Here is a 26,345-nt window from a genome sequence, read left to right on the forward strand (position 1 = left end):
AATGAACGTTCTCTTATCTATAGCTGTACTTGGCCTTCTGATTTTTTTTCATGAATCTGGTCATTTTTTAGCAGCAGTGTTTCAAAAAATCAAAGTCAGTGGGTTTTCAATTGGCTTTGGACCGGCTCTTATGAAAAAGGAAATAAATGGAATTACTTATTCACTTAGATCTCTTCCTTTAGGTGGATTCGTGTCCTTTCCTGATGAAGAATCTGATTCACTAGTTCAACCCAATGATCCAGATCTTTTAAAAAATAGACCAATTCACCAAAGGGCAATTGTTATTTCAGCGGGTGTAATAGCAAATTTATTACTTGCTTGGATAGTACTTGTTGGTCAAGCAAGCTTTGTAGGAATTCCTAATCAACCTGAGCCAGGTGTAATAATAATGGGTATACAGCCAGATGAACCAGCTTTTAATTCAGGATTAGTTGCTGGAGATCGAATAATGAGAGTGAACGGTCAAGAGTTAGGAAGCGGAAAAGAGGGGATTATGAATTTAGTTAATATTATTCAAAAATCATCTGGTGAAGAATTACTTTTTGAAAGAGTTAATGAAGGAGAAAGTGAGACCGTTTCTATTATCCCAATCGAAAACGAAGGCAATGGAAGAATAGGAGCTCAACTGCAACCAAATCTTCCAAATGAAGTATCGAAAGCAAAAAATATCGGTGAAATACTTAATAGCTCAAATTCACAATTTTATGAATTACTTAGTCGAACAGTTATTGGTTATAAAAGTTTAATTACTAATTTTTCTTCAACTGCTCAGCAGTTAAGTGGGCCAGTCAAAATTGTTGAAATTGGTGCTCAGCTTTCAGAGCAAGGGGGTTCAGGTCTAGTACTATTTTCTGCCTTGGTTTCAATTAATCTTGCAGTTCTAAACTCGTTACCATTGCCGCTTCTTGATGGAGGACAACTTGTTCTTCTAATTCTAGAGAGTATCCGTGGGAAGCCTGTTCCTGAAAAAATTCAATTAGCTTTTATGCAATCTGGATTTGTTTTACTTGTAGGACTAAGTGTTGTTTTGATAATCCGTGATACAACTCAGCTATCTTTGGTTCAACAGTTTGTTCACAGGCAATAACCTAAAACAATTGAAGATTAAAAGTTAAAAAAATAATTTGAAAATAAATATCTTGCAATTCCTTAAAACAATCAGACAAGGAGTTAAAATGTGTATGAAATGAGTTAAATAAGCCCCTTAATGGCCAAAAAGTCAATGATAGCGCGTGATGTAAAGCGCAAAAAACTTGTAGAAAGGTACGCAGCTAAGCGTAAAACTCTTATTGATTCGTTCAAATCAGCAAAAGACCCCATGGAAAGACTAGAAATCCATAGGAAGATTCAAGCTTTGCCAAGAAATTGTGCCCCAAATAGAATTAGGAATCGTTGTTGGGCGACTGGGAAACCTAGAGGAGTTTATAGAGATTTCGGCCTATGCAGAAATCAACTTAGATCGAGAGCTCATAACGGAGAATTGCCTGGAGTAGTAAAATCAAGTTGGTAAAAACTAACAGAAATTTGATTTATACCATTAAGTGGGAAAGATCATATCTCCCACTTTTTTTTTAGTTTTATAGTTTCAGTAATTGTCGTAAATATTTCCTATAGGAAACAAATCTATCGAGATTTTTACTCAATTAGTCCCATTAAGTGTAAGAATGTCTAAAGACAAAAAGCTATAAAGTAACGTGCAAGGTCAGACAAAATCCGTTTCCTTCGATGGTAGAGAGATAAAGCTCACTACAGGGAGATTTGCTCCACAGGCTGGTGGTTCAGTAATGATTGAGTGTGGGGACACCTCAGTTCTAGTAACAGCTACAAAATCGACAGGACGAGAAGGTGTTGATTTCCTACCTTTAATGTGTGATTACGAAGAGAGGTTATACGCAGCAGGAAGGATTCCAGGGAGTTTTATGCGTCGCGAAGGTCGTCCTCCAGAGAGGGCGACTTTGATCTCAAGACTGATTGATCGTCCAATGAGACCTCTCTTCCCTGGTTGGATGAGAGACGATATACAGATAGTTGCAACATGTCTCTCATTAGATGAAAGAGTTCCAGCAGATGTTTTGGCTGTAACTGGAGCTTCAATGGCAACATTAATAGCAGGTATCCCATTCCAAGGACCTATGGCTGCTGTCCGCGTTGGGCTCTTAGGAGATGATTTTGTTCTTAATCCAAGTTACCGAGAAATCGAAAGAGGTGATCTTGATCTTGTAGTTGCTGGAACTCAAGATGGCGTAGTAATGGTTGAAGCAGGGGCAAATCAACTTACAGAACAAGACGTTATTGAAGCTATTGATTTTGGATACGAAGCCATAACCGAACTAATCAATGCTCAGAAAGAAGTTTTAAAAGAATCAGGCATAAAACAAGAGATGCCTGAAGCTCCTGAGACTGATGAAACAGTATCAAATTATTTAGATAAAAACTGCTCAAAATCAATTAGTGAAGTCCTCAAAAACTTCGATCAAACAAAAGAAGAGAGAGATAATAAAATCGAAGAAATAAAAATAAATATTTCTGCGAAAATCGATGGGTTAAAAGAAGATAACGCTGTAAGAAAATCTCTTTCCTTAAATAACAAATTATTAGAAAATGGTTATAAAGCTTTAACGAAAAAATTAATGAGAGATCAGATAATTAAGGAAGGGAAAAGGGTAGACGGGCGAGAATTAAACGAAGTAAGAGCAATTGATGCTGATGCTGCAGTTTTACCTAACAGAGTTCATGGATCAGCTTTATTTCAAAGAGGTTTAACTCAAGTTCTCTCTACTGCAACATTGGGAACTCCAAGCGATGCACAAGAAATGGACGATTTAAACCCTAATACTGATAAGACCTACATTCATCATTACAACTTCCCGCCTTATTCAGTAGGAGAGACTCGGCCGATGAGAACTCCTGGAAGGAGAGAAGTTGGACATGGAGCTTTAGCCGAAAGAGCTTTAATACCTGTACTACCAGCCAAAGATACCTTCCCTTATGTTTTAAGAGTTGTTAGCGAAGTATTGAGTTCAAACGGATCTACTTCTATGGCCTCAGTATGTGGAAGTACCCTTGCACTAATGGATGCAGGAGTTCCATTAAAAGCCCCTGTAGGTGGAGCTGCTATGGGACTAATCAAAGAAGGAAAAGAAGTAAGGATTTTAACTGATATTCAAGGAATTGAAGATTTTCTTGGAGACATGGATTTCAAAGTTGCAGGGACAGAAAAAGGAATCACAGCCTTGCAAATGGATATGAAGATAACTGGACTTCCAATTGAGACAATTGGGGAAGCAATTAACCAAGCACTTCCTGCGAGGACTCACATATTAGGAAAAATGCTCGAGGCAATTGAAACTCCAAAAGACAACCTTTCTCCTCACGCCCCAAGACTTTTAAGCTTTAGAATTGATCCAGAGCTAATAGGTACGGTTATTGGTCCTGGTGGAAGAACAATAAAAGGGATCACAGAAAGAACTAACACAAAAATCGATATTGAAGATGGAGGAATTGTCACTATTGCATCTCACGATGGAGCAGCCGCAGAAGAAGCTCAGAGAATTATTGAAGGTTTAACTAGAAAAGTACATGAGGGAGAGATTTTCCCTGGCTCCATTACAAGAATCATTCCAATTGGTGCCTTTGTTGAAATCCTTCCTGGTAAAGAAGGAATGATTCATATTTCTCAATTGTCTGAAGCAAGAGTTGAAAAAGTTGAAGATGTTGTAAAAGTTGGAGACCAAGTAACCGTAAGGGTAAGAGAAATAGATAATCGTGGACGTATTAATCTAACTTTAAGAGGAGTCTCTCAAAATGGTGGTATGAGCAACTACCCTGAGCCAACGCCTACTCCTGTTGCCCCTCTGACTTAATAATTAGACCAAGTATTCAGGTTCTTCAAGAGAGAAAAACTCCATAGCTTTTTGGCAAATCTTTTGATGACATTTACCATGACTTGCAATTAAACAACCAGACTGAGAATAGTTGGTATCTTTGTAAATTAAATTTGTTCCATCAGCATGAGTAAAAATACCACCAGCCGCCTCAATAAGGGCATGTGGGGCAGCCATATCCCAATCCTTGGGTGAAGTTTTTCCAGATAGAGAGATATAAACATCCGCTTCTCCTCTCAAAATTGAGGCGACCTTGCAACCGACACTTCCTATTTTTTTTGTCTCGCCAAAACACAAAGTTGAGAGGAGATTCTTAAGTATTGATTGTTGATGGTTTTTGCTTGAAACTAAAACCAATTTAGTGATATCAAGTCTTTCACTAAAAGAAAAGTGGTTTTTAATGCCATCACGATTTTCAAACCATGCACCAGTCCCAATAATTCCAATCCATAATTCATTCTTTTCAGGTATTAAAACTATCCCAATTTTTGGTTTTTGTTTGTAAATCAAAGCGATATGAACTGCATAGTTTTCAGAACCTTGAAGAAAATCCTTTGTCCCATCAAGTGGGTCAAGAATCCAACACCAATCTTTTTTATGTTTGTCTCGCTGAAAAGTTTCTTCCTTAGAGGTTTCTTCACTTAAAATATCCCAATCTTTAAAAGAGAGATTATTCTTCAATCCAGAGATCAATAATTCATTCACTGCCATGTCAGCTGCTGATACTGGACCGTCACCTCCTTCTTCTACAGTTAACGATTTTTGAAAGCCATAGGGAGGTTCTTCCCCTCTCGCATATGCCATCAAAACATCAGCTGAAGCCCAGCTAAGCTTTCTAAGTTCATCCAATAAAGTCGTTAATTCGACCTCTTCTGGCACAACAAGATCAATTGTCATAATGGATTTAATCGATGATCACCAGCTTCAACAAGAAAGATCAGAACCTTGTCCGGGAACTCTTTACATAGTAGGAACGCCAATAGGTAACTTAGGCGATTTATCTCCAAGGGCAAAGTCCATCCTCAAGAATGTTTCACTAATAGCCTGTGAGGATACACGTAGAAGTGGACAATTATTGAAAATAATAAAATCTAAAGTTCCACTCCTCAGCTATCACAAACACAATTTTAAGAGCCGTCAATCTCAATTATTAAAAATCCTTGAAAGTAGTGGGAGTATTGCTTTAATTAGTGATGCTGGCTTACCGGGGATAAATGATCCAGGGGAAGAGCTTGTTCATGCTGCCAGGTCAAATAATTATGAAGTGATTTGCATACCTGGACCTTGCGCAGCAACTACAGCATTAGTAATAAGTGGATTACCTTCAGATAGATTTTGCTTTGAAGGATTTTTACCAAAGAAACAAAGCCTTAGGAAGAAACGTTTGGAGGATATTTCCCAAGAACATAGAACGACAGTAATCTATGAATCACCACATCAATTAATAAAACTCTTAGAAGATTTGTCTATGTCATGTGGGAAAGAACGCCCTATCCAAATAGCGAGAGAACTTACAAAAAGATATGAAGAGTCAATCGGGAAGACAATTGAGCAGGTAACAAAATATTTTCTTGAAAACAAGCCAAAAGGAGAATTTACAATAGTTCTAGGAGGAAAAAGTAATAAGAAAAAAAATAGAATGAGTGAATCAGACGCATTAATTAAACTAAATATATTAATTAAACAAGGAGAAAAATCTAATGTTGCAGCTCGCAAAATCGCAGAGGAATCAGGTTATGAAAAAAAATGGCTTTATTCCAAATTACACAAGAAGCTTGACAAATAAACTGTTTCACCTAAAGCTTATTAAAATATAAATTTTAATAAGAGAAATTTTCAAAATGTTTTTTAGATTAAAACTTTTAACTCTAAATTTTGCAACATCAATATTATTAATTTTCTTTCTTTGCCTTGGATCACAAAACCTAGGTAAGAAATATAGTTTAGATTTTCTAATTAATAAAACTGTATCTCTTCCAATTGGTTTCTTAATTGGCACATCATTTACTTTAGGATTAATGTCTGGAGGCTTAACTTCAGTTTTAATGATTAATGATGAAGATAATTAACTTTGATAATAACTAATCTTCTAATCCAATTATTGAATCTTCAAGTATTAATCTAGTAATACCCTTGGAAATTAAATATGATTTTGAAAGTTTAAAAATGCTTGTATTTGGAACCTTAATAACTCTTTGATTTCTTGAACAAATTCTTTTCGCAGAACGTTGATTAGAAAATAATAAAATTGCATTTCTTTGTAATTCATTCTCGGGTAAAAAGCTCCATTCTGGTAACTCAGAAATAGGTTGTAAGTCAAGCTCAACTTTTTTATCAACAATCATATAAACGCTCTCAGGAAGGCTTTCGTAGTTAAGAATCTCATAATCTGATTTTTGCTTCTCTAAATTAAAATCAAAACCAGAAAGCAGAGGGGCTATTTCCTCAAAGTTATTATCAGTATTTTGATTATTGTCATCGTTATCATAATTTTCAGGTCTTAGATCTTCAGAGTCTGAATCTTCAGTATCGGTAAACCCTGAAGAAGCAACTTCATCAAAATCAGAAACATGAGTTCCTTCATTATTTTTTATATTCAAATCTTCTTCTTCAACTTTTTCTTTAAATGAAATTAATGAATTTGCCTTTTCTAAATCTTCCTTTTGCACCTTTACAGTTTTATTATTAAGCATATTTTCATTTTTACTGCTATTTTTTGCCCTGTTTTTCTTTAAAAGTGTATATTCTGTCTCTGATAATAAGGTTTTAACTGTTCTATTTATTGTGTTAGGAGTGCAATTATAGTTATTTGCTATGAGATTGGTATTATCTCCAGCCCTATATGCCTCTAAAATCTCAGCTTTTTGCGTCTTGGTTAATCTTCTTGAAATCATCTCTATTATTTCTATATATCCAAGATAAGTCCTAATCAACAGAAGTAGTAAAAAGATTTCTCAACCTATAAAAATAAAAAAAAGCTAGAAAAAAATTTACCAATAAGAATCTACAAATGCCTAATTTTTACGAAATGAACTTTATTTTATATGTGAAATAAATTCAATTGTCGGAAGAGGCTAACCAAACTGTTGTTGGTCTGCTTAATTCTCCTTGTGACTAGCTACATCAGTATGTAGTCTTAAATAGTTGGTTTTCCGAGAGAGACTTTATTTCTTGTCTTTTTCTTAAAATCTACTCTAGCTCCCTTAGCTCAGCTGGATAGAGCAACTGCCTTCTAAGCAGTGGGCCGCAAGTTCGAATCTTGCAGGGAGCGTACTCAAGCGACAGAGAGACCAACAGACTACTCTATTCTCATAAGAGCAACTGCCCATCGTGCTATGTCTTCTAGATATGACTAAATATTCTTAATATGCATAAAGATTTGCGCAAGCTAAAACCATTCAGAATCTTTAATGGAACCAAACTAGAATAAACATCTACGCATAATTAAAAAATAAGAGAAATATGATGATTTTCTTCGCCGTTAGAAATTTTTTAATGCATCCTAAGAATAAGAGGGAAAGCTCTATCATCGTTTAGGATTTAGAAACGCTCAGGGAAAGCAATCTAAGTCCAATATGCCTGATATAAATTAAGTAAAAAGCCACCAATTAGTGCAAGTCTTGCATGAAACTCAAGCTCAACTTCTAGGTGAAACTAGCATATTATTTTTTAATAATTAATGCACTGCGAATTAAACTATAGTTGATTAATCTATTAACTTCATAAAAATCAATTGAACTCATAAGTAAGCAAAATAAATTAATTTATATAGAAAATTAGATCTAAATGATCAGTACCTTTGTTGATGAAGATCTTATATACTTTGTCTATATCATGATCACATTGAATTAATTCCTCATCAATTACTAATATTTTATAGCCTAAATTAACAATAAATTTTAGGTATTCATCCCATTTTATTCCACAAATAGAAGGCATTGCAGTAGGTGTAAATTCTGAGAAAATTATTGGCAAGCTATTCTTTATAGTATCAATAGATCCCAGCATTGCATTATATTCAGCACCTTCAATATCTATTTTTATAAGATCAACTTTTTCTCTTACAATATTATCAATTCTTACCATATTGACAGTATCACTTGTAAGTACTGACTCTGGCTGATCTGCTAACTCCTTACATTGTCCATTACTCCCTGATGCACCAAAGGCTACTGTTCCAAATTGATTACCAGCCGCAGCCTGAATAACATTTATACTATTAAAATTATTCTTTGATTTACTAGCAAGAAGCAATTTTGCATTTTCAGAAAAAGGTTCAAACGCATATATTTTACAATTATCTTTTAATAATTTAGCAGCCAGAAGTGAATACCATCCAATATTTGCTCCTATATCCAAAAATGTCATATTCTCTGTTAATTTTTTTGTGAAAAAATGCGTTACATTTTCCTCATAAATGACTCCTTGACTTATTGGCTGACCAATAAGTGAATCTTGCAAATTCAAATAAATATCAAATCCAAATTTAGTTTTATAATTAATTATGTTCTGATCATAATTAAGAAGTTCTCTAGATTTAAATTCTAAAGAATTTAAATATCCTCTTACCACTTGCTCAAGTTCAGATCCTACGAAAGAGGAGTGACCTGGCCATTCCTCTTTGTTTGGATTCCTTCCTAAAATCAAACGAAAACAATATTTAATATCATTCTCAGAAGCTAAAGAATTAAAATAACCTTTCCAAGGCTTAAACCATAATTTTTTTAACACTCTTATGAAAAAACGTACCTGTTTTTAATATAGATGATAAATTCAAATAAAATTTGAAATTTAAATCTACTTTTATAATTAATTTAAACTCTCTAAGCACCAATCATATGAGGTGATAATTCCAGATATGGAAATATTTTCCAATAAAAAACCCAAGAGTTCTTAGTGATTGAAATAATAATGAAAAATTGGGATAAAATTCTCCTCTAAACTATTAATTTGGAATTTCCATGGGGAAGATATAGATAAATACATCTTTATTTTGATGAGTTGAGATAAATTGTTGAGATAAAAAAAGCCTTACTTATTGCACCAACTTAATTAAATTCAATAAAAGGTCCTAATTCTAATATATATTTTTAACTCCAAAAAGAGTTACTTCTCAGCCATTTTGGTCTAGTTCTGATTAAGCATAGAGCGTATTCAATATCAAACCATAACAACTTATAAAAGTACTTCTGTGAAGATGTAATAACTAGACTTTTATCTCTAAATATTGATTGTATTAGGTTTCAAAGATCAATTCTTTCAACCTAACCCTACTCCTCTTGCCATAAGTGTTGCTAAAAAAGGAATAGAGGCAAATCCTACCAATTCAACATTAATTATCAACCTTAATCTTGAGACCAAAGTTTCAGTTACTACAGGCAGAGTTCCTTTGCTAAGGGGAATTGCCCATAAAACATAGGTGATTGTTGGATAAAGTGATAAAGAGCCAACAGAAGCAAAAACAATAATCTTTGTCCAAAAGATAGGATTTTGAGTATAAAATTCTGAACCCTGACCAAACTTTATAACTCTATAAATCCCACTTACCAAAAGAGCAACCCCAGCAATTCCATAAATAATATCGGCTACGACCATAGATATTGCTTCTTTTCTGTTTGGACTAGGCTTTAATGATATTCGTTCAAATATCAAAGCTCCAAAGCAAAGCATAAAACTTAAATAATGTATGTAAGCGACGGAAGCTGATTTCAATAAATCAGCTGGCAAAATGAAACCGAACACAGTTGCTTGTTTTTATCAATTTATACACTAGCAAAGAGCATAAATTACAGAGGGTTCGTAGTGAAACTCATTACCAAGAAACCAGAATCGGACTGAAAACGAATAAAGCATTCTCAAATGTCAATTTCAAAGAAATTTGATTTCAAGTATTATAAGTTAATTTTTTCTACCAATGGCTTAGAGGCTATTACAAATATTTTAAAAATAAAGCTAAATGTTATTTAATAGACTATTTTACTATTTTCCAAATAGATCATGATAGATACATTAAAGAAAGTATTTTTTAGACTATTTACTTTAATTTTTACAATATATTCAATGTTAATTTTACTTCAAACAGAAAGCTTATCCGCTGCAGAAGGTATTGATAATAAATTAATAAATAAAGTTTCGCAATCATATACAAAAAAATTTTGCAATGCTATTGGCTTTGGACTTTCTAAGGAAAGCGCAATGGACTTTTCTTTAGCAGAAAACAAACAAGTTTTCAAAAAGAAAAAAGGTTTTAATGATATTAATAAAGAATTACTTGCCGAAGAAATAGCCATATCAGTTATTGAAAAATGTGGCTATCCAATAAACCTATCTGGAGAAAAAGGTATTCTGGAATTCAAAAATTATTATTTATCAAAAGATTCAAAGATCTAGAAAAATAGAATGTGTGCATAAGTACTTTTTCCTGAGTCAAAATTGTTTCAAATTAAGAATGGAGCCAAGCGGACTCGAACCGCTGACCCCCTGCATGCCATGCAGGTGCTCTACCAACTGAGCTATGGCCCCAAGATCGTTTTGAAAACTGTGTTTTCTACTTCTCAAGGATTTAGACATAAAGTCAAAATCACTTGATAGTGGATAAATAGCAATTTTTTCACAATAAAGTGCTTAATGGATTGCTAATCACAGAAGGGCTTTTAATGCTTTCTAGCAGAAACTTCTGCTAGACCATGAAGCCCTTAAAAAAGATAGATGTTCAAATCTTAGTAAAAGGAATGAGAGTCTAGAAAAAGGATTAATAATCTCTTGCAAAGAGTTCTTGAAATGAGACTTGAAAAGTCTTTTTCTTCTTTACCAAAAGAATGGAACATCTATAACCAAGATAAGGTTATCATCGTTTTTGCAATACTAAAAAGACTTATTTAGAAAAGGAAGGCATTTCTTGAAAAAAGAGTAAAGTTTATCTACTTTTAAATAGTTGATTTAAGTTCCAACATTAGAGATAATAATAGAAAGGGAAAGTGATTTTCAATTAATATCAAACCAACTGGTTATCATGTAAGAACCTCAATAAATAATATATCTTGATAACAAAATTTAATCTATACTATAAGCCTAGTCTTAATTCTTTATCTTTTTTTAGATTGGAGGAGATGGGTAAGCTTGTAGAGAAGAAATACAATTTAATTAAAACTTAATTACAAATAAATTATTTTTAATAGTTTAAATAAAAAAAGAGTTAAAAGAGCTACATTCTTTTTTCTACAGAAAGGTATTTATTATTCATCTCATCACAAAAGTTAGTCAAAGCAGATTCTGAAAAAATTTCCCGAATCTTCCAATTAATTTCATAAGTCGATTTTGTTTTTCTTGATTTTAAGGGGTCCTTCATTGAGTGAATTAAATTTTCTCGTTGATAAAAAATTTAATGACTTTTTAAAGAGTTGTCTAAAAAAAATTATTCATAACAAAAATTCACCAAAGAAATAGAGACGATTTTATAAATAAAAAGGGATGCATCTATCGTTTTTCAACGCAAAAAGTTCTCTTTAAGGAGATAGTTGTACATTATGATACTTTTCCACATTTTTCTGTTTCCCTCATATTACAAAAAGTTTTGTCCGAGAATTTTAACAAGAACTTTCCAATGTATCAAGAGATACAAAATCATGGAAAACAACTGCAGCAACTAAGCTTTAATTGCTGACTCTTTATTTTGTAATTAATCCACTTATTCAATTGACATGAACCCTGTTGAGATTTTTTTTAAATTATGAAATTTGTGGAAAAGTGGAAAAACCCATTTTTAATACTTCTAGAATTGTTTTGATCTAAAAAAAAAATAGAAAATATTTTATCCCAAACATGAATCTCTTTAAGATCAAAACAAAACAATTCAGCCAAAGAAACTAGCTGTTTTCTAGCTAAACTAGTTTTTATACCTTAAGCAAGTCTTCTTCTCTTCTGCATTCTTAGTTGGCAAATCTAATTCCTTTTCAATTGCATCAAAGTTTAGAACTTAAAACTTCAATAGTTTCATTTCCCAGAGAATTTTCTCATTGTCCTAATTTTTCAATAAAAAATAATCAGGCAATAACTGCAATAATTTATGTTGAAAGTAAGTTTTAAATAAGCCGGTTAACTAATTAATTAATTTATTTTGCTGACTTTAAAGCCATCAAAAGATAATTTAGAGTCATAGTAGTTTTTATGCATAATCCTTTCTCCATATATTGGAATAAAAACTGGACCTTTCAAATAGTACATATGGAAGGTGGTACTTACATTGAAGCAAAAGGATTGGGTGCTCTAATTAGGAAGCCTTTACAAGCAAATGAGAGCCCATTTACTGCAGCAGATAATTTAGTTCATGGAGAAGATAAAAATAGAACATCTTTATTCAACTCTTGGAAGTCAAAAAACATTCATAGTTTTAATTAGTTTTAAAATAGAGTTACGTTTTCCTCCACACGGCTGCTAATTTACCCTGAACATGTACTTGTTCAGCTTCAATTTCTATAGGTTCGTAGGATGTATTTGCAGCTTCTAAACGAACTAAACTTCCATCGCGAAAAAAATGCTTCAAAGTAGTTCCTAAACCAGGAACCATTGCACTTACAATAGTCCCGTCTCTCAAGCGAGAGGGTTCATAAACAGGTTCCATCAAAACCATATCCCCGTCTGCGATAAAAGAATCAATCATTGAATCTCCATTTACCGTCAAAGCGAAAAGTCCCTTTAATTGAAGAACTGAATTTAAATCTAAAGTTTCCTGTACATCATCAAAAGTTTCAACTAACCCACCTGCAGCTATTGCACCCAAAACAGGAACACCCGAAATACTCTCCTCTATTAATTGCAGTGTTCTTGCCTGACCTTCTTGCCATTTTATCCAACCTTTTTGTTGTAGATGTCTTAAACGACTTTGGATTGGTGCTGGAGATCTAAGGCCCATAGCTTGCATCATCTGCCTAATTGAAGGACTGTGATGATGATCTCCAATAAAATCTACTAGCCAGTCATAAAGTTCTTGCTGGGCAGCTGTTAGGGCTTCTTCTGGCATCCGAATAGATTGAGTACATATGTCCTTCAATACATATGTACCTAAGATCTCTCGGTATCGCAACCCTAAAGCCCTCCAAGCTGGACGGCAAGCAAGGCTTGCTGAACGTGAAGACGGTTCTCAGCTTGATCAAAGACTTGACTACTTCGGCTCTCTAATGCATCCTCTGTTATTTCTTCTCCTCTATGAGCAGGCAAGCAATGCAAAATCATTACTTCCTCATCTGCAAGGCCTATTAATTTCTCATCAACTTTATAATTTTCAAAAATTTCTTTCCTCTTTAAATGCTCTTCCTCTTGCCCCATAGAAGCCCAAACATCTGTATAAATTACTTGAGCTCCTTTTACCGCCGTTGAAGGTTCATTAGAGATAGATATTTGCGAACCAAATTCCGAGAGTAATTTCGCCTTCTCTACAATTTGAGAATCTGGTTCAAAACCTTTTGGAGAGCAAATTTTCACATTAACTCCCAATATTGCTCCGCATATCATCAATGAGTTTGCGACATTATTCCCATCTCCGATGTAAGAAAGGTTTATTCCTTTAAGCTTGCCAAATTTCTCCTGAATTGTTAAATAATCGGCTAGTGCCTGACAAGGATGTTCGAGATCAGTTAGAGCATTAATAACAGGGATAGTTGCCCACTCTGCATATTCTTCTAGTTCTTCATGAGAAAAAGTACGAATTGCAAGAACATCACAATATCGACTCAAAACCCTTGCGGTGTCTTTTATCGGTTCACCTCTGCCAAGTTGTGTGATTTGAGGATTCAAATCAACAGTCTGACCTCCCAACCTTGCCATTGCAACTTGAAAACTCACTCTTGTCCTAGTGGAGGCTTTTTTGAATATCAATCCAAGAACCCTATTCCCTAGGTCTATTCTTCTATTACCTATTTTTAGCTGTTTCGCTAATTCAAATAAAGATAAAATCTGATCACTATTTAAATCAGATGAAGAAAGAAAGTTCTTCTTACTAAAAGTGGTTAATTTAGAAGCTAAGCCAGAAGATACTGAAGCCATAAATAAGCCTCAAATATCCTTTATCGGAGATAAAGGATATAAAAGTCAAGTGTTTTAATTCAAAACTTTTTCAGGCATGACGCTACTTGAAAGCATTTCTTTAAGTTCATCTCCCTCTATTACTTCCTTCTCAAGGATTTTTTGGGAAATATCTTCTAATAATGAAAGATTATTCTTAAGAATGTTTAAGGCACTTTCATGTGCATCATCTACCAAACTTCTGACTTCTTTATCAATTGCCTGTGCAGTTGCATCACTTAATTCTCTTCTTGGATTGTTGTTACCACCGAGGAATTGTCCACCTCCCTGCTTGTCATATGCTAATGGGCCCAAAATATCACTCATTCCATATGTACCTACCATTTGTTCTGCTAGATCAGTAGCTCTTTGTAAATCGTTTGATGCTCCAGTGGTAATTTTTCCAAAAATGATTTCTTCTGCAGATCTACCACCTAAAAGAGTAGCTATTTGGCCTTGTAAATCTTCTTTAGAATTTAAAAATCTTTCCTCAGTTGGCAATTGAAGGGTATAACCCAACGCACTCATTCCTCTAGGAACAATTGAAATTTTTGCAACTTTGCTACCACCTGGCATCAAGTGACCAACAATTGCATGACCAACCTCATGATAAGCAACAATCTTTTTCTCATCATCTTGAAGAACTCTACTTTTTTTCTCTAATCCAGCTACAACCCTTTCAATTGCTTCGTTTAAATCTTTTTGCTCAACAGAAGTTCTTTTGCCTCGGGCAGCAAGAAGAGCTGCTTCGTTAACCATATTAGCCAAGTCAGCACCAGCAAAGCCACTAGTTGCTTGAGCAATGCGATCTAAATCAATTTCATTAGAAAGTTTAACTTTTTTTGTATAAATTTCTAAAATCGTCTTTCTACCAGAAAGGTCAGGTCTATCAACAAGTACTTGTCTATCAAATCTGCCTGGACGCAATAGGGCTGCATCTAAAACTTCAGGTTGGTTAGTTGCGGCAAGAACGATAACAGGTTTATCAGTTGAAGCAAAACCATCCATTTCAGTAAGAAGTTGATTAAGAGTTTGCTCTCTCTCATCATTTCCACCCACAACACCCATAGACCCTGATCTACTTTTGCCTATAGCGTCAAGTTCATCAATAAATATTATGCAAGGAGCTTTTTTCTTAGCTTGTTCAAACAGATCCCTAACTCTTGCAGCACCTGCACCAACAAATAGTTCTACAAATTCAGAACCAGAGATAATGAAGAAAGGTACTTCAGCCTCACCTGCAACTGCTTTAGATAAAAGAGTTTTACCTGTACCTGGAGGTCCCACCAGAAGAACACCTTTAGGAATCCTTGCACCTATATCTGTGTATCTTTGTGGCTTTTTGAGAAAATCTACAATTTCAGTTAATTCGTCTTTTGCTTCATCTACGCCTGCAACATCTTCAAAAGTTACCTTTGATTCGTCATCTGGAACATAGACTTTAGCTTTGCTTTTCGTGAAACTAAGCGCTCCTTGAGCTCCACCACCACCCATACTTCTACGAGCAAAAAACTGTAAGACAAGTATGAAAATCAGCGGTGGTACAACCCAACTAAGGATAGTGGTAAATATATTTGGTTTCTTAGGAGGAGCAGCTGCAAACTCAACTCCTTTCTTCTCTAACCTTTGAGGTAGCTCCATATCAAAAATTGGAGTTGTTGCTAAAACAGATGGTGCACCTTCTTCAACTGTGGAAAGTTCGTACCTGATCTGATCTTGAGTTATGTATGCACGCTTAACTTCACCATCATCTACTTGATTTATAAAAAGTGAATAAGGAACTCTTGGAACTTGTGTATTTTGACTTGGGAAAAAGCTACTAAAGAGAAGAAGCGCTCCAAAACCTATGAGAACTAAATTAATTATTCCAAAACGTCTATTTGGTTGATTTTCGTCCTGTCGTATTGGCATTAGCAAAAATTTAATTGCCCCTAAGTTAATCAACTTTCATGCCAAATCGACTTGTTTAACTGGAGGGAGATCCGAACGAATATCTAATACTAAAAAATAAACCCACTAAAAAAGTAGTCGCCAACAAAGATCTTCTACTTTTCGATCTAAAAAAGAATGTTGCAATTTGTAGGTAGAACTGATTGATTCAAATCCAAAACTGTTCAGAGGACTCATTGCAGACTTTCCTCCCAAGAGTTTTGGTGCAACAAAAACAACTAATTCCTGAACACAATTCGCCTTAATTGCACTTGTAGCTAATTGAGGGCCACATTCCCAAAGAATTTTATTGCAGCCTTTTTTCGCTAGAGAATTTAGCAATTCAGCTGGATCATTCGTATTTAGTCTTAATTTCTCTGGACCATCTGGTAAATCAGAAAAGAAAGATTCATCACCCTCTGGCCCATAAGCAATTATTGTTCTCGCAATTTTTGTATCCCAAAGTTTTGCATCTTTAGGTAAATTTAATGATCTTGAGAAAATGACCCTTAAAGGTTCAGGATTTGATAATCCTCTTGAAGTCAAAAGAGGATTATCGAAACGTACTGTGCCGCCTCCAACTATAACGGCATCACAATTAGATCTAATTTGATGAACCGAGTTCCTCGCAGGGACATCTGTTATCCACTTGCTATTACCATTTGGCAGTCCAATTCTTCCATCTAGGCTCATTGCCCATTTAAGAATTCCCCAAGGACGTCCATTACGAACTCGAAAACTAAATTCGCGATTAATTAATTCACATTCTTGACTCAAAACCCCCTCAATAACTTCAAGTCCAGAGTCTTTTAATCTTGAAATTCCATTTCCTGAAACTCTAGGATCAGGATCGACCATCCCAACAACAACTCTTTTTAAACCTGCTTTAATTATTGCTTCTGTGCAAGGAGGTGTTAAACCTTGATGACAGCAGGGTTCTAAAGTTACAACGATTGTTCCATTAGCCGACTTTTTTCCCGCTTGAGAAAGTGCTTCTATTTCAGCATGAGGGTTCCCTGCTCCTGTATGGAATCCCTCCCCAACAAGTCTTCCACCCGAATCCAAAACAATTGATCCTACAAGGGGATTTGGACTTGTCTTACCTGCTGCTAATAAAGCTAATTGGATTGACCGTCTCATCCACGGAATCCATATTTTTTGATCCTCAGGCAAATTAATCATTTTTATTCAGCTAATGATCTCCATTCACTTACTAAGTATGGCGGGATTGGTAAATCATTTATCAAGCCAGGCAATCTGAGTCTCAATGGTCTATTTTTATCCAACTGAGCTATCAAATTGCTTAGGTCAAATTCTGCAGCTGAATCATTCAAAGTTTCAACTTTGAATTTACTGTTTTTTGATATGTCTTTTAGATCCCAAGTCTTCCGCCCGGAGTTAACTATCAAGTCAGTTGGATGATCAATCCTTAATGAACCTGGATAACCCACAATTCTTAAAATCAATTTTTTGGAATCTTTGGAACTTGGATAGACGATAATTTGCCAAGTTTGGTAATCCAAGTCCTTGAGGCTCTCTAAGCTCCTTTTAATCTCTTTTTTCTGATCATTTAAATTAACTTTTGAATCTGCATAGATTTCATTTACACTAGAAAATAAACAACAAAAAATCAAAAGCAAAAAAATTATTAGGCGAAATAAATTACGAAATCCTTCCATCACTAATATCGTAATCTTCTGATTCAAGTAGTGCATCTAATGCTATTGCAGAACGAACTAGTGACTGATATTTCTTAATGATACGTTGATTATGTTCAATTATTTTGGAAGGGTCATATTTATCTGAATGATTAATATGATTTTCAAAGGCTTGAACACCATCGTCCATCAATTCTAAATCTTTTTGTTGCTTAATCAGAGCTATCAAAATTTCATGCAGTCGTGATCTTCTGACCAAGTGTTCCTCAGCTTCATTTTTTTTAAGATTCACAAAACTTTCAAACTAACTATTGAAGTTTTAGTTGATTTTCATCAAAAAAATAGTAAAGCTATAAAAAAGAAATTTTTCTACGTAAATTTATTTAAACCATGCCTAATGAGTCAAAGCAGATACACGTAATAGGAATTGATACTTCATGTGCTGAAAGTTTTTTTGAAGCTAAAAAAAAACAAATTTTTAAAGCTGAGAGAGTCGCAGGACCACAAAGAATTTTAGATTCATTCAAAACTTGGTTAAAAAATAAAGATATAAAAAATCAAAAGTTTGAGTTCATTGCAACTGACAAACTAAATGAATTTATAGATCTATTAAAAAAAGAAAGAAAAAAACAATTGTATTTTCTGGTGGTGATCCTCTTTGGTTTGGAATTGGTAGATTACTAATTCAAAATTTTCCTTTATCAAAACTTTATTTTGAGCCTGCAGCCACCTCTTTCCAACTAGCTTTTTCCAGACTTGGCAAACCTTGGCAAAACACACAATGGATCAGTCTTCATGGAAGAGACCCAATTTCATTTGAAAAAGTCATTAAAAAGCTGCCTTCTTCACTTGTGGTTTTAACTGACTCAAATAGAGGGGGGGCTAAAGAGGTTTATGAATTACTGCATTCACTTAGGCTTGAAGGGAAATATGATTTTTGGACTTTTGAAAGACTTGGATACCAAAATGAAAGAATCATAAAAATTAATTCAATTCAGGATTTTCCAATAGATTTAGATCCATTGCATCTTGTTATTCTTTTTGAAAAAGAAAAGCCTCTAATAAAATCAAAAGATTTACCTTTATTTGGAATTGATGATTCTATTTTTCTTCAATATTCAGACTGCCCTGGGTTAATGACAAAAAGAGAAATTAGAGTTCAACTTCTTTCCGAGCTTAATCTCCCAAAGCAAGGAGTAATTTGGGACATAGGTAGTGGCGTTGGGAGTATTGGTTTGGAAGCCTTAAGAATATCTCCAAATCTTAAATTATTATCCATTGATAAAAGGGTTGGAAGTAAAAATATAATTAAAGAGAATGCAATAAGAATTGGTGTTAGACCATCATTGATAATTGAAGACGAAGCATTAAATATATTCAAAGAAAACAAAATAACACCTAATCTTTTACATCCAGATAGAGTTATTATCGGAGGTGGTGGCTCAAACTCAAATTTAATTCTTGAAAAAGTATTGAGGCTAATAAATAGTCCCTGTATAATAGTCATACCACTGATATCATTAAAATCAATATCAAAATTAGAGTCGATTTTAAAGCCTAAAGTACATAAGCTATCTATTAGTCAACATCAATCATATAGAGGTGTAAGTATTGGAGAAGATATAAGATTATCCCCTTTAAATCCTGTCTTTATTTTAAAAGGTGAAATTCAATAGTTTTTATGTTTTATCAGGTTTCGCAACGTGGGGTAGTCCCCAACCTAATTTATTTCTTAGAACTTGAAAGAACTCATGATCTGAAAGTCTAATGAACTTAACTGGATGATCACTTTTTCTAATTAAAACTCTATCCTCTGGCCAGACATAACAGCCGGCACTTCCATCTACCACCATCATTAATCTTTCTGGTGTGGCAGGAAAAACTGTTACTGGCTCTTCATTACTAAAGACAAGAGCTCTTGATGCCAAGGAATGAGGAGATACAGGGGTAAGCTGCAAAACCGGACAATCAGGAGTAATTACTGGGCCTCCAGCACTTAGTGAATAAGCTGTTGAGCCTGTGGGAGTTGAGAGAATTACTCCATCTGCAGAAATATCTACGGGCGCATGCCGGCCAACAGAGATCTCAAAATGACACATACTTGTCATAGGTTCTCTATGTAATGCCATTTCATTAAGGCAAAGAGCTTCCCATCTACATTGATCACCTCTCATAACACTTACCACTAGGCTTGTTCTCTCTTCAATATTCCATTGCCTTGCAATTAAATGTTTGAAAATCTTATCTATATCTGAAAGATATGCCTCAGCTAAAAACCCTAAATGTCCTGTATTTATTGTGAGTATAGGTATACCCAATGGTGCAGTTTGTCTTGCTGCAGACAATACCGTCCCATCCCCTCCTAATACAACGGCAAACAAAATTGAAGAATCAAAGCCATCTGGAATACATGAGTTGTATCCTTGTGAACTCATATATTGATCAGGATTTGTAAAACCTAATAATCCACCTACGCTACTAACTCTGACAACTTCAAAACCAGAATCTTCTAGTTTCTTTTGAAAAGTTTTTGCTGTCTCCACAGCAAGCTCTTTCCCGTCATTAACGATCAGTCCTACTCGGGGCACCGATCATGCTTCACAAACTATTGGTCAATATTAGCAATTAAATGTCAATAATATTTATTTAATACAATTAAAAATTAATTCAAAAATATTTAACTTTAAAATTGTTCTAAAAATCTGAGATCACTTGTATATAACTTTCTAATGTCATCTACGCCATGACGAACCATGCAAAATCTTTCCACGCCAAGTCCTGCAGCAAATCCACTATATTTTTCTGGATCAATCCCTAATTCTTCTAGAACGGCAGGATCTACCATCCCACAACCCATAACTTCTAACCATTTTCCCCTCCATTGAACATCAACTTCTGCTGATGGCTCTGTAAATGGGAAATAACTAGCTCTGAATCGAATAGGAAGATCTCCAAAAAAGGCTTTTAAAAAAGCCATTACTGTTCCTCTTAAATGACTAAAGTCAAGTTTTTCATCAATTGCTAAGACTTCAATCTGATGAAAAACAGGCGAATGAGTAGCATCAACGGCATCTCTTCGATAGACACGACCAGGAGAGACAATTCTTACGGGAGGCTTTTTACTTTCAAGGCTTCGAATTTGAACAGGCGAAGTATGAGTTCTCAAAAGGTATTCACCTCCCAAATAAAAAGTATCTTGCATATCTCTTGCCGGATGGTCAGGTGGAATGTTTAGTGCCTCGAAATTGTAATAATCATTCTCTATCTCAGGTCCTTCAGAGACTTGGTAACCAAGGCCTAAGAAAAGATCAATTATTTGCTCAGTAGTTGTTATTAAAGGGTGCCGATGTCCTTGAGAAATACCTGTTGGAGGCGCTGTAACATCTATAGTTTCTTTTATTAATATCTGATTTAAAGCTTGAGCTTTTAAAATTTCAAGCTTTTCCTTTATTAATTCTTGTAATTGAGTTTTTAAAACGTTCGCTCTTTGACCAATTAAAGGTCTTTCCTCATTAGAAAGACTTTTCATTTCTCCTAATAGAAGTGAGAGTTTTCCTTTCTTTCCCAGGAAACCCAACCTTAATTTCTCTATTGATTCAGAATTTTCAGCAGCAGATATATCTTTTGCTGCTTTGCTTTCTAGAATTTCAAGCTCATTCATGAGCTGTTTTAGGGTTAATGCTGAACTCAATGAATTCCAATCTCGAGTACTAGTTTAATCGGCAACCTATCCAAGTTCAAAAAACTCATAGCTAAAAAATGAAACCTTTGAGAATTTTAATTAGTAATGATGATGGGGTTTTTGCAGAAGGGATAAGAACACTTGCCACATCAGCAGCGAGCAGAGGACATAAGGTTACTGTTGTTTGTCCAGATCAAGAAAGATCCGCAACCGGTCATGGATTAACTTTACATTCCCCTATACGAGCTGAAAAAGCAGACGAATTATTTGGGAAAGGCATTAAAGCCTGGGGCTGTAGTGGTACACCCGCTGATTGCGTAAAACTCGCACTTAATGAACTTCTTGATCAAAAGCCAGACCTAATCCTTTCGGGAATAAATCATGGCCCCAATCTTGGAACTGATATTTTTTGCTCAGGCACTGTTGCTGCTGCGCTTGAGGGGACTTTGGATGGAATCCCATCTATTGCAGTAAGCATTGCCAGTTTTCAATGGAAAAGTTTTGGTTTTGCTGGGAAACTTGCTTTGGATATTGCAGAGAAATCAATCCAACAAAGTTGGCCAAAGAACTTACTCCTAAATTTAAATATTCCCCCTTGTGAAGAAAAAGAAATGGGCGATTTGGTTTGGACAAGACTTTCAATCAGACAATATGAGGAGCAATTCATACGCAGGGTCGATCCAAGAGGTAACACTTATTTTTGGATGGCAGGAGAAGCTGTAAAAGATCTTCAATCAGCTGGAGAAGGACCTAAAGAATGGCCAAGTGATGTTTCTCAAATAGCTTTATGCTCTCCCTCATTAACCCCCATTCAACCTGATCTTTTTTGGAGAGGGAATCTTGATGATTTGCCAAACTTAATATAAAAATTAGCTTTTTCTAAAAATCCTTTGCAGTAACCATAAAGAAAAAATCAGACCAATCAAATGTGCAAACAAAACTTGGGTATTACTCAAGACAGAAAGCATTTCCAAAGAAGTAATTGGATAATTTTCCATTGCTCTCATACCTGTTCCAATGGAAATCCCAGGGGCTTGCATTGAAGCCTGCACGAACAAAGCTCCTGCTAAAGATTGATATCCAACCGATGAAAAAACCAATCCGACCAAATCGACAATCAAGCCTCTCTTTAGTAATCGACTTGTTTCTCCTCTACTTGGGCGAGCCTCGCTACCTAAAGCTCTACCAGTCTTTACTATCAACCACCCTTGCCAAAGGCTAAATAGCAATAAAATGAATGCCAATGTCGTGAGAGACAAACCTGGCCCTAAGCCCAATGCTCTCTCTGAGTTTCTAGCTAAACTACTTCCAACATTGTTGAACAACAAAACACCCACTACCACTACACCTAAAATTGTTTGAATCCAGAACCGAAGCCAACCAATTCTTCTCATTCCTAGAGAAAGCAATTGAAAGTCGCGTTGATCTGCCATCACGATGAATAAGGTGATAAAACAAATTTGCCATCTAAGCACAAAAATTGCACGTTTATCTTGATTCCTCTCTGTGCTCCTGAAAACGCGAAACTACCTACAGCGCTGGCGTTAGGTAGTTTCGATGGTCTTCACTTAGGTCATAAAAAAGTAATAAAAGCTATCTTAAAAGAGCCAATTGGTGTACCAACAGTTGTAAGTTTCTGGCCTCACCCCCGTGAGGTTCTCTTTGGTGAATCTAGATTAAGATTAGATTTACCAAATGAAAAAACATTCCTGCTCGAGCCATTAGGAATAGAACAATTAGTTTTGGTTCCTTTTAATAAAACTCTTGCTTCCAAAAGTGCAGAGACATTTATAGATGAAATTCTAGTTAAAACCCTTCATGCTAAACACATAGCAGTTGGAGAAAATTTTAGGTTTGGACGCAATAGGGAAGGTGACATTTCTACTTTAAAAAAGATAGGTGCATCACTAGGAATAAAAATTTCTATTATTCCAATCCTTGAAGACAATCATGGTCGACTCAGTAGTAGCAGAGTACGAAAAGCACTCAATGATGGTGATTTAAAACATGCACAATATCTTTTAAAGCGTCCTTACACCTTTAGAGGGACTGTTGAGAAAGGCAGAGGTTTAGGTAAAAAAATTGGCTGGGCAACAGCAAATTTAAAAATAGATGGCCGAAAGTTTCTTCCATCAATTGGAGTTTATGCAGCATGGGCTTACATAGGGAACAAAAATGAACGTTTCTCAGCTGTTATGAATATGGGCCCTCAGCCTACTATTGATCCAAACTCCTCATCAGCCGTAGAAGTTCATCTTCTAGACAAAGAAATCAACCTATTAGGGCATGAATTAATTATTGAACCTGTGCATAGAATTAGACTTCAAAAGAAATTTAAGAACATTGAAGAACTTAGCAAACAAATAAGTTTAGATGCAATTTTTGCAAAAGAAATTTTGACAAAAAAAAACTAAATTCAAGTAATTGTGGGATAAGCGTTAGACAGTCCCCAAACAACAAATAAACCTATGCCACCTAACAAAAAAACACCCCAAATAAGCACAGTCATATTGTTCTCAGAATCATTTTCCACAATAAAATTTAAATACATATTATCTAATAAAGGATGACATGAAATCAATGCCTGTCACCCCTCCATCTGATAATCGTATTGCTCAATTGATTGACGCGAACCTTGATCGAGCTAGAGAGGGTCTTCGAGTGATGGAAGATTGGTGCAGGTTTGGTCTAAAAAGAAGTGATTTTTCGATTCAAATCAAAGATTGGAGGCAACAATTAGGAGTACATCACCACAACATTTATCGAAAAGCAAGGCTTACATCCAACGACCCAGCGATGGGAATTTCACATCCGTTACAAGCAGTAAGATCAACCCCAGAGGCTGTATTTATTGCAAACTCATCTAGAGTGCAAGAAGCTTTAAGAGTAATAGAGGAATTTACTCGAATAACAGATCCGAATCTTTGTGAAATAGCCAGCAAAATTAGATACGAAACTTATGAGATCGAGATAAAGGTTCTTAATACGACAGAAGGCATAAATAAAAGACAAACCTTAAGAGATTGTTCAGTATATTTGGTAACCACAAACACAAGAAATCTCGAAGACATTGTTCTTCAGTCTCTAAAAGCTGGTGTAAAAATAGTTCAATACAGAGAAAAATTTTTACATGATAATGAAAAAATCTCACAAGCTAAATGCTTAGCCTCTCTTTGTAAAAAATTTAATTCATTATTTATTGTCAATGACCGTATCGATATCGCACTTGCTGTTGACGCCGATGGGATTCATTTAGGGCAAGATGATATACCAACAAAAATCGCGAGAGAGCTCCTAGGTACTGAAAAGATCATTGGCAGAAGCACTCACTGCCTTGAAGACATCAAAAATGCCGAAAAAGAATGCTGCGACTATATTGGCATAGGTCCAATATTTTCCTCCAAAACAAAAAAACAACTAAATCCTATTGGAATTGACTACCTTAAAAAGGGATTAAGTGAAACTCTCCTACCTGCTTTTGCTATTGGAGGGATCAACAACTTAAATATCAGAAAATTAAACAAAATTAATAATCTTCGCATAGCTGTTTCAAATGCAATCATTAATTCAAATGACCCATTTTCAAAGACTGAAGAGCTTATCAAATTACTAAGATGCAACTAAAAATCAACGGTGAAATTAAAACTATTAAAAACACCAGTGAAGAATTACTATTGGAACCTTTGCTTGAGAACTTAGGTTACAAGCCTCAATTAGTAGTAGTTGAGTTGAATGGTGAAATTATCAACCCAAAAGTTTGGATAAGTACAAAAATAAATAATGGCGATTGCTTAGAGGTTGTGACAATTGTTGGTGGAGGTTCCTACAGTTAATAAATCCCGACATAAATAGGTGTTCAAATTTACGCGCTTGAGCTGGTTTAAAAGAAAAAGATTTTTTTCTTTCCTGATTAGTTCTGTAATAATTTCCTCTTTTTTATTTATTAATCCCAACACTGCGTCAGCTGCCAGTGGAGGACGCATTGGTGGTGGAAGTTTTCAGGCACCTTCTTCACCACGAAGCCAAAATTACGGAGGATATGGAGGCAATAACTTTCGAGGCTATGGAAGTGGCTACAGAGGTGGTGGTATTGGTTTTCCTTTTTTATTACCAGTATTTGGCTTTGGTGGTGGTGGGATTTTTGGATTTTTAATACTTATGTCAATCGTTGGTGTAATTGTCAATTCATTTAAAAACTCTTCAAGTTTTTCCAATTCAAGTAACAACTCGATAGTTTCGAAATCAGCAAACCCATCAAAAGTTTCTTTAATACAGTTTCAGATTGGCTTACTTGCAAGTGCAAAAGAAATACAAGTGAACCTTAGGGATCTTGCTGCCTCTTCCAATACCTCAACTTCATCTGGCCTTCAAAGAGTCCTTCAAGACACAACACTCTCCTTACTTAGGAAACCTGAACTATGGGTCTATTCAAATATAGAAACTGGTTCTGTTCCATATGCCTCCGCAGAATCAACATTTAATCGGATATCAATAATTGAAAGAAGCAAATTAACGGCAGAACTCACATCAAACTATTCTGGTCAAATATCTACATCAACAAATACTGAATCCAAACCTGGAGAATCTGATTCAACAAATGAATACATTGCGATTACAATTCTTGTAGCGACCAAAAATGACTTAAAACTACAAAACTCCGCAAGCAGCGAGCTCATCAAAGATGCATTGAGAGTTTTAGGTTCAATATCATCAAATGACTTAATCGCCTTAGAAGTTATCTGGCAACCCGACGGAGAAGGAGAGACCTTGAGAGAAGAAGAGCTAATAATTCAATATCCAAATCTTAAACATTTATAAAGTCAGTAATCAAAATAACAAAAAACCTGATTTCTTTATATTTTTTTCATCTTATTTACGTAAACAACGGTCATTTTTCACGCGAATAACAGTTAGGATTCCCTCACAGATTTTTAAATTACAGAAGTGTCGGCTTCTTCGCAACCAGAACCTCGCTCAATGAAATGGGAAAGCTCGGGAGAGCTTGCTCAAAGAGATTTATCAGAATTAGTCACTCGTCTTCTAGATGTTGAATCCAGTAACAATAGTGATGAGCTAACAAGACTTGGTAACAAATATGACGAAGAATCTTAAGACTGCAAATCACCCCCTTGC

General features: G+C 35.0%; 28 protein-coding genes and 2 tRNA genes. 16 read left to right on the forward strand and 14 right to left on the reverse strand.

Going from position 1 to position 26,345, the window contains the following annotated elements:
- Position 1 precedes the first annotated feature (1 nt).
- The 3 genes from rseP to O5640_RS04890 all read left to right on the forward strand — a co-directional run bounded on the left by rseP (position 2) and on the right by O5640_RS04890 (position 3,863).
- Positions 2 to 1,087, forward strand: coding sequence for an RIP metalloprotease RseP (gene rseP, locus O5640_RS04880; RefSeq protein ID WP_269613553.1), 1,086 nt, complete (start codon positions 2 to 4; stop codon positions 1,085 to 1,087).
- A gap of 120 nt (positions 1,088 to 1,207) precedes the next feature.
- Positions 1,208 to 1,510 (forward strand): 30S ribosomal protein S14, encoded by a 303-nt coding sequence (gene rpsN, locus O5640_RS04885; RefSeq protein ID WP_269613554.1) that lies wholly within the window; start codon positions 1,208 to 1,210, stop codon positions 1,508 to 1,510.
- 184 nt (positions 1,511 to 1,694) lie between these two features.
- Positions 1,695 to 3,863, forward strand: a complete 2,169-nt coding sequence (locus O5640_RS04890; protein WP_269613555.1) for a polyribonucleotide nucleotidyltransferase — start codon at positions 1,695 to 1,697, stop codon at positions 3,861 to 3,863.
- Positions 3,864 to 3,866: 3 nt separating this feature from the next.
- Here O5640_RS04890 and O5640_RS04895 read toward each other — a convergent pair whose 3' ends face one another.
- Positions 3,867 to 4,781: a 3'(2'),5'-bisphosphate nucleotidase CysQ family protein gene (locus O5640_RS04895; RefSeq protein ID WP_269613556.1), complete on the reverse strand. Its 915-nt coding sequence runs from the start codon at positions 4,779 to 4,781 to the stop codon at positions 3,867 to 3,869.
- 1 nt (position 4,782) lies between these two features.
- Here O5640_RS04895 and rsmI point away from each other — a divergent pair, with 1 nt between their 5' ends.
- Positions 4,783 to 5,670 (forward strand): 16S rRNA (cytidine(1402)-2'-O)-methyltransferase, encoded by an 888-nt coding sequence (rsmI, locus tag O5640_RS04900; RefSeq protein WP_269613557.1) that lies wholly within the window; start codon positions 4,783 to 4,785, stop codon positions 5,668 to 5,670.
- A gap of 55 nt (positions 5,671 to 5,725) precedes the next feature.
- A complete protein-coding gene (locus O5640_RS04905) occupies positions 5,726 to 5,953 on the forward strand; it encodes a hypothetical protein (protein ID WP_269613558.1) in 228 nt (75 codons plus the stop codon).
- A gap of 12 nt (positions 5,954 to 5,965) precedes the next feature.
- Here O5640_RS04905 and O5640_RS04910 read toward each other — a convergent pair whose 3' ends face one another.
- Positions 5,966 to 6,778, reverse strand: coding sequence for a hypothetical protein (locus O5640_RS04910; RefSeq protein WP_269613559.1), 813 nt, complete (start codon positions 6,776 to 6,778; stop codon positions 5,966 to 5,968).
- 303 nt (positions 6,779 to 7,081) lie between these two features.
- On the opposite strand from O5640_RS04910, the gene O5640_RS04915 reads away from it, so the two are divergent.
- Positions 7,082 to 7,155: transfer RNA gene (locus tag O5640_RS04915), tRNA-Arg, on the forward strand.
- Between the two features lie 488 nt (positions 7,156 to 7,643).
- Here the strand turns inward: O5640_RS04915 and O5640_RS04920 are convergent.
- Positions 7,644 to 8,615: an FkbM family methyltransferase gene (locus O5640_RS04920; protein ID WP_269613560.1), complete on the reverse strand. Its 972-nt coding sequence runs from the start codon at positions 8,613 to 8,615 to the stop codon at positions 7,644 to 7,646.
- A gap of 528 nt (positions 8,616 to 9,143) precedes the next feature.
- Positions 9,144 to 9,626 carry a DUF2214 family protein gene (locus O5640_RS04925; protein WP_269613562.1) on the reverse strand — a complete coding sequence of 161 codons (483 nt, stop codon included), beginning with the start codon at positions 9,624 to 9,626 and terminating at the stop codon, positions 9,144 to 9,146.
- A gap of 318 nt (positions 9,627 to 9,944) precedes the next feature.
- Here O5640_RS04925 and O5640_RS04930 point away from each other — a divergent pair, with 318 nt between their 5' ends.
- Positions 9,945 to 10,274, forward strand: coding sequence for a hypothetical protein (locus tag O5640_RS04930; RefSeq protein ID WP_269613563.1), 330 nt, complete (start codon positions 9,945 to 9,947; stop codon positions 10,272 to 10,274).
- Between the two features lie 59 nt (positions 10,275 to 10,333).
- Here the strand turns inward: O5640_RS04930 and O5640_RS04935 are convergent.
- Positions 10,334 to 10,406, reverse strand: a tRNA-Ala gene (locus O5640_RS04935).
- 1,644 nt (positions 10,407 to 12,050) lie between these two features.
- On the opposite strand from O5640_RS04935, the gene O5640_RS04940 reads away from it, so the two are divergent.
- Entirely contained in the window at positions 12,051 to 12,281 is a 231-nt protein-coding gene (locus tag O5640_RS04940) for a copper-binding protein (RefSeq protein WP_269613564.1), read from the forward strand.
- A 13-nt stretch (positions 12,282 to 12,294) separates the two neighbouring features.
- Here the strand turns inward: O5640_RS04940 and lexA are convergent, their stop codons facing one another.
- The 6 genes from lexA to O5640_RS04970 all read right to left on the reverse strand — a co-directional run bounded on the left by lexA (position 12,295) and on the right by O5640_RS04970 (position 17,822).
- A complete protein-coding gene (gene lexA, locus O5640_RS04945; RefSeq protein ID WP_269613798.1) occupies positions 12,295 to 12,903 on the reverse strand; it encodes a transcriptional repressor LexA in 609 nt (202 codons plus the stop codon).
- A 65-nt stretch (positions 12,904 to 12,968) separates the two neighbouring features.
- Positions 12,969 to 13,925 carry an ornithine carbamoyltransferase gene (gene argF / locus O5640_RS04950; protein ID WP_269613565.1) on the reverse strand — a complete coding sequence of 319 codons (957 nt, stop codon included), beginning with the start codon at positions 13,923 to 13,925 and terminating at the stop codon, positions 12,969 to 12,971.
- A gap of 54 nt (positions 13,926 to 13,979) precedes the next feature.
- A complete protein-coding gene (ftsH, locus tag O5640_RS04955; RefSeq protein ID WP_269613567.1) occupies positions 13,980 to 15,854 on the reverse strand; it encodes an ATP-dependent zinc metalloprotease FtsH in 1,875 nt (624 codons plus the stop codon).
- Between the two features lie 105 nt (positions 15,855 to 15,959).
- A complete protein-coding gene (gene ribD, locus O5640_RS04960; protein ID WP_269613569.1) occupies positions 15,960 to 17,054 on the reverse strand; it encodes a bifunctional diaminohydroxyphosphoribosylaminopyrimidine deaminase/5-amino-6-(5-phosphoribosylamino)uracil reductase RibD in 1,095 nt (364 codons plus the stop codon).
- A 2-nt stretch (positions 17,055 to 17,056) separates the two neighbouring features.
- The gene (locus tag O5640_RS04965; RefSeq protein WP_332299694.1) at positions 17,057 to 17,587 is read right to left on the reverse strand and encodes a DUF3122 domain-containing protein; all 531 of its coding nucleotides are present in this window, start codon (positions 17,585 to 17,587) and stop codon (positions 17,057 to 17,059) included.
- The gene (locus O5640_RS04970) at positions 17,535 to 17,822 is read right to left on the reverse strand and encodes a hypothetical protein (RefSeq protein ID WP_269613570.1); all 288 of its coding nucleotides are present in this window, start codon (positions 17,820 to 17,822) and stop codon (positions 17,535 to 17,537) included. Before O5640_RS04970 ends, O5640_RS04965 begins: the two co-directional genes overlap by 53 nt.
- A gap of 98 nt (positions 17,823 to 17,920) precedes the next feature.
- On the opposite strand from O5640_RS04970, the gene O5640_RS04975 reads away from it, so the two are divergent.
- Both O5640_RS04975 and cbiT read left to right on the forward strand, forming a co-directional pair.
- A complete protein-coding gene (locus O5640_RS04975; protein ID WP_269613571.1) occupies positions 17,921 to 18,214 on the forward strand; it encodes a hypothetical protein in 294 nt (97 codons plus the stop codon).
- On the forward strand, positions 18,199 to 19,206 hold the full coding sequence (cbiT, locus tag O5640_RS04980; protein WP_269613800.1) for a precorrin-6Y C5,15-methyltransferase (decarboxylating) subunit CbiT: 1,008 nt from the start codon (positions 18,199 to 18,201) through the stop codon (positions 19,204 to 19,206). Before O5640_RS04975 ends, cbiT begins: the two co-directional genes overlap by 16 nt.
- Before the next feature lie 3 nt (positions 19,207 to 19,209).
- On the opposite strand, the gene O5640_RS04985 is transcribed toward cbiT, so the two are convergent.
- A complete protein-coding gene (locus O5640_RS04985; protein ID WP_269613572.1) occupies positions 19,210 to 20,118 on the reverse strand; it encodes an NAD(+) kinase in 909 nt (302 codons plus the stop codon).
- Positions 20,119 to 20,213: 95 nt separating this feature from the next.
- The gene (pheS, locus tag O5640_RS04990; protein WP_269613574.1) at positions 20,214 to 21,221 is read right to left on the reverse strand and encodes a phenylalanine--tRNA ligase subunit alpha; all 1,008 of its coding nucleotides are present in this window, start codon (positions 21,219 to 21,221) and stop codon (positions 20,214 to 20,216) included.
- A 68-nt stretch (positions 21,222 to 21,289) separates the two neighbouring features.
- On the opposite strand from pheS, the gene surE reads away from it, so the two are divergent.
- Positions 21,290 to 22,078 (forward strand): 5'/3'-nucleotidase SurE, encoded by a 789-nt coding sequence (gene surE, locus O5640_RS04995; RefSeq protein ID WP_269613575.1) that lies wholly within the window; start codon positions 21,290 to 21,292, stop codon positions 22,076 to 22,078.
- Between the two features lie 3 nt (positions 22,079 to 22,081).
- Here the strand turns inward: surE and O5640_RS05000 are convergent, their stop codons facing one another.
- Entirely contained in the window at positions 22,082 to 22,645 is a 564-nt protein-coding gene (locus O5640_RS05000; protein WP_269613577.1) for a DUF3611 family protein, read from the reverse strand.
- 60 nt (positions 22,646 to 22,705) lie between these two features.
- Between O5640_RS05000 and O5640_RS05005 the strand changes: the two genes are divergently transcribed.
- From O5640_RS05005 to O5640_RS05025, 5 genes are all read left to right on the forward strand, one after another.
- The gene (locus tag O5640_RS05005) at positions 22,706 to 23,626 is read left to right on the forward strand and encodes a bifunctional riboflavin kinase/FAD synthetase (protein WP_269613578.1); all 921 of its coding nucleotides are present in this window, start codon (positions 22,706 to 22,708) and stop codon (positions 23,624 to 23,626) included.
- A 157-nt stretch (positions 23,627 to 23,783) separates the two neighbouring features.
- Entirely contained in the window at positions 23,784 to 24,836 is a 1,053-nt protein-coding gene (locus O5640_RS05010) for a thiamine phosphate synthase (RefSeq protein WP_269613579.1), read from the forward strand.
- The gene (gene thiS / locus O5640_RS05015) at positions 24,827 to 25,045 is read left to right on the forward strand and encodes a sulfur carrier protein ThiS (protein ID WP_269613581.1); all 219 of its coding nucleotides are present in this window, start codon (positions 24,827 to 24,829) and stop codon (positions 25,043 to 25,045) included. The genes O5640_RS05010 and thiS overlap by 10 nt, the downstream gene beginning before the upstream one ends.
- A gap of 19 nt (positions 25,046 to 25,064) precedes the next feature.
- The gene (locus O5640_RS05020) at positions 25,065 to 26,030 is read left to right on the forward strand and encodes a DUF1517 domain-containing protein (protein WP_269613582.1); all 966 of its coding nucleotides are present in this window, start codon (positions 25,065 to 25,067) and stop codon (positions 26,028 to 26,030) included.
- Between the two features lie 126 nt (positions 26,031 to 26,156).
- Entirely contained in the window at positions 26,157 to 26,324 is a 168-nt protein-coding gene (locus O5640_RS05025) for a hypothetical protein (protein WP_269613583.1), read from the forward strand.
- Positions 26,325 to 26,345: the final 21 nt, after the last annotated feature.

Origin of the sequence: Prochlorococcus marinus str. MIT 0912 (assembly GCF_027359595.1) — a bacterium.
Lineage (GTDB): Bacteria > Cyanobacteriota > Cyanobacteriia > PCC-6307 > Cyanobiaceae > Prochlorococcus_B > Prochlorococcus_B marinus_C.

Bases quoted from the DNA above. Each gene is read 5' to 3' on its own strand.
- ftsH (WP_269613567.1), bottom strand. From the start codon at position 15,854: ATGCCAATACGACAGGACGAAAATCAACCAAATAGACGTTTTGGAATA.
- O5640_RS04910 (WP_269613559.1), bottom strand. From the start codon at position 6,778: ATGATTTCAAGAAGATTAACCAAGACGCAAAAAGCTGAGATTTTAGAG.
- O5640_RS04975 (WP_269613571.1), top strand. From the start codon at position 17,921: ATGCCTAATGAGTCAAAGCAGATACACGTAATAGGAATTGATACTTCA.
- O5640_RS05000 (WP_269613577.1), bottom strand. From the start codon at position 22,645: ATGGCAGATCAACGCGACTTTCAATTGCTTTCTCTAGGAATGAGAAGA.
- argF (WP_269613565.1), bottom strand. From the start codon at position 13,925: ATGGCTTCAGTATCTTCTGGCTTAGCTTCTAAATTAACCACTTTTAGT.
- O5640_RS04905 (WP_269613558.1), top strand. From the start codon at position 5,726: ATGTTTTTTAGATTAAAACTTTTAACTCTAAATTTTGCAACATCAATA.
- rpsN (WP_269613554.1), top strand. From the start codon at position 1,208: ATGGCCAAAAAGTCAATGATAGCGCGTGATGTAAAGCGCAAAAAACTT.
- lexA (WP_269613798.1), bottom strand. From the start codon at position 12,903: ATGCCAGAAGAAGCCCTAACAGCTGCCCAGCAAGAACTTTATGACTGG.
- surE (WP_269613575.1), top strand. From the start codon at position 21,290: ATGAAACCTTTGAGAATTTTAATTAGTAATGATGATGGGGTTTTTGCA.
- rseP (WP_269613553.1), top strand. From the start codon at position 2: ATGAACGTTCTCTTATCTATAGCTGTACTTGGCCTTCTGATTTTTTTT.
- O5640_RS04895 (WP_269613556.1), bottom strand. From the start codon at position 4,781: ATGACAATTGATCTTGTTGTGCCAGAAGAGGTCGAATTAACGACTTTA.
- O5640_RS04940 (WP_269613564.1), top strand. From the start codon at position 12,051: ATGCATAATCCTTTCTCCATATATTGGAATAAAAACTGGACCTTTCAA.
- ribD (WP_269613569.1), bottom strand. From the start codon at position 17,054: ATGATTAATTTGCCTGAGGATCAAAAAATATGGATTCCGTGGATGAGA.
- O5640_RS04965 (WP_332299694.1), bottom strand. From the start codon at position 17,587: ATGCACTACTTGAATCAGAAGATTACGATATTAGTGATGGAAGGATTT.
- O5640_RS05010 (WP_269613579.1), top strand. From the start codon at position 23,784: ATGAAATCAATGCCTGTCACCCCTCCATCTGATAATCGTATTGCTCAA.
- O5640_RS04930 (WP_269613563.1), top strand. From the start codon at position 9,945: ATGTTAATTTTACTTCAAACAGAAAGCTTATCCGCTGCAGAAGGTATT.
- thiS (WP_269613581.1), top strand. From the start codon at position 24,827: ATGCAACTAAAAATCAACGGTGAAATTAAAACTATTAAAAACACCAGT.
- rsmI (WP_269613557.1), top strand. From the start codon at position 4,783: ATGGATTTAATCGATGATCACCAGCTTCAACAAGAAAGATCAGAACCT.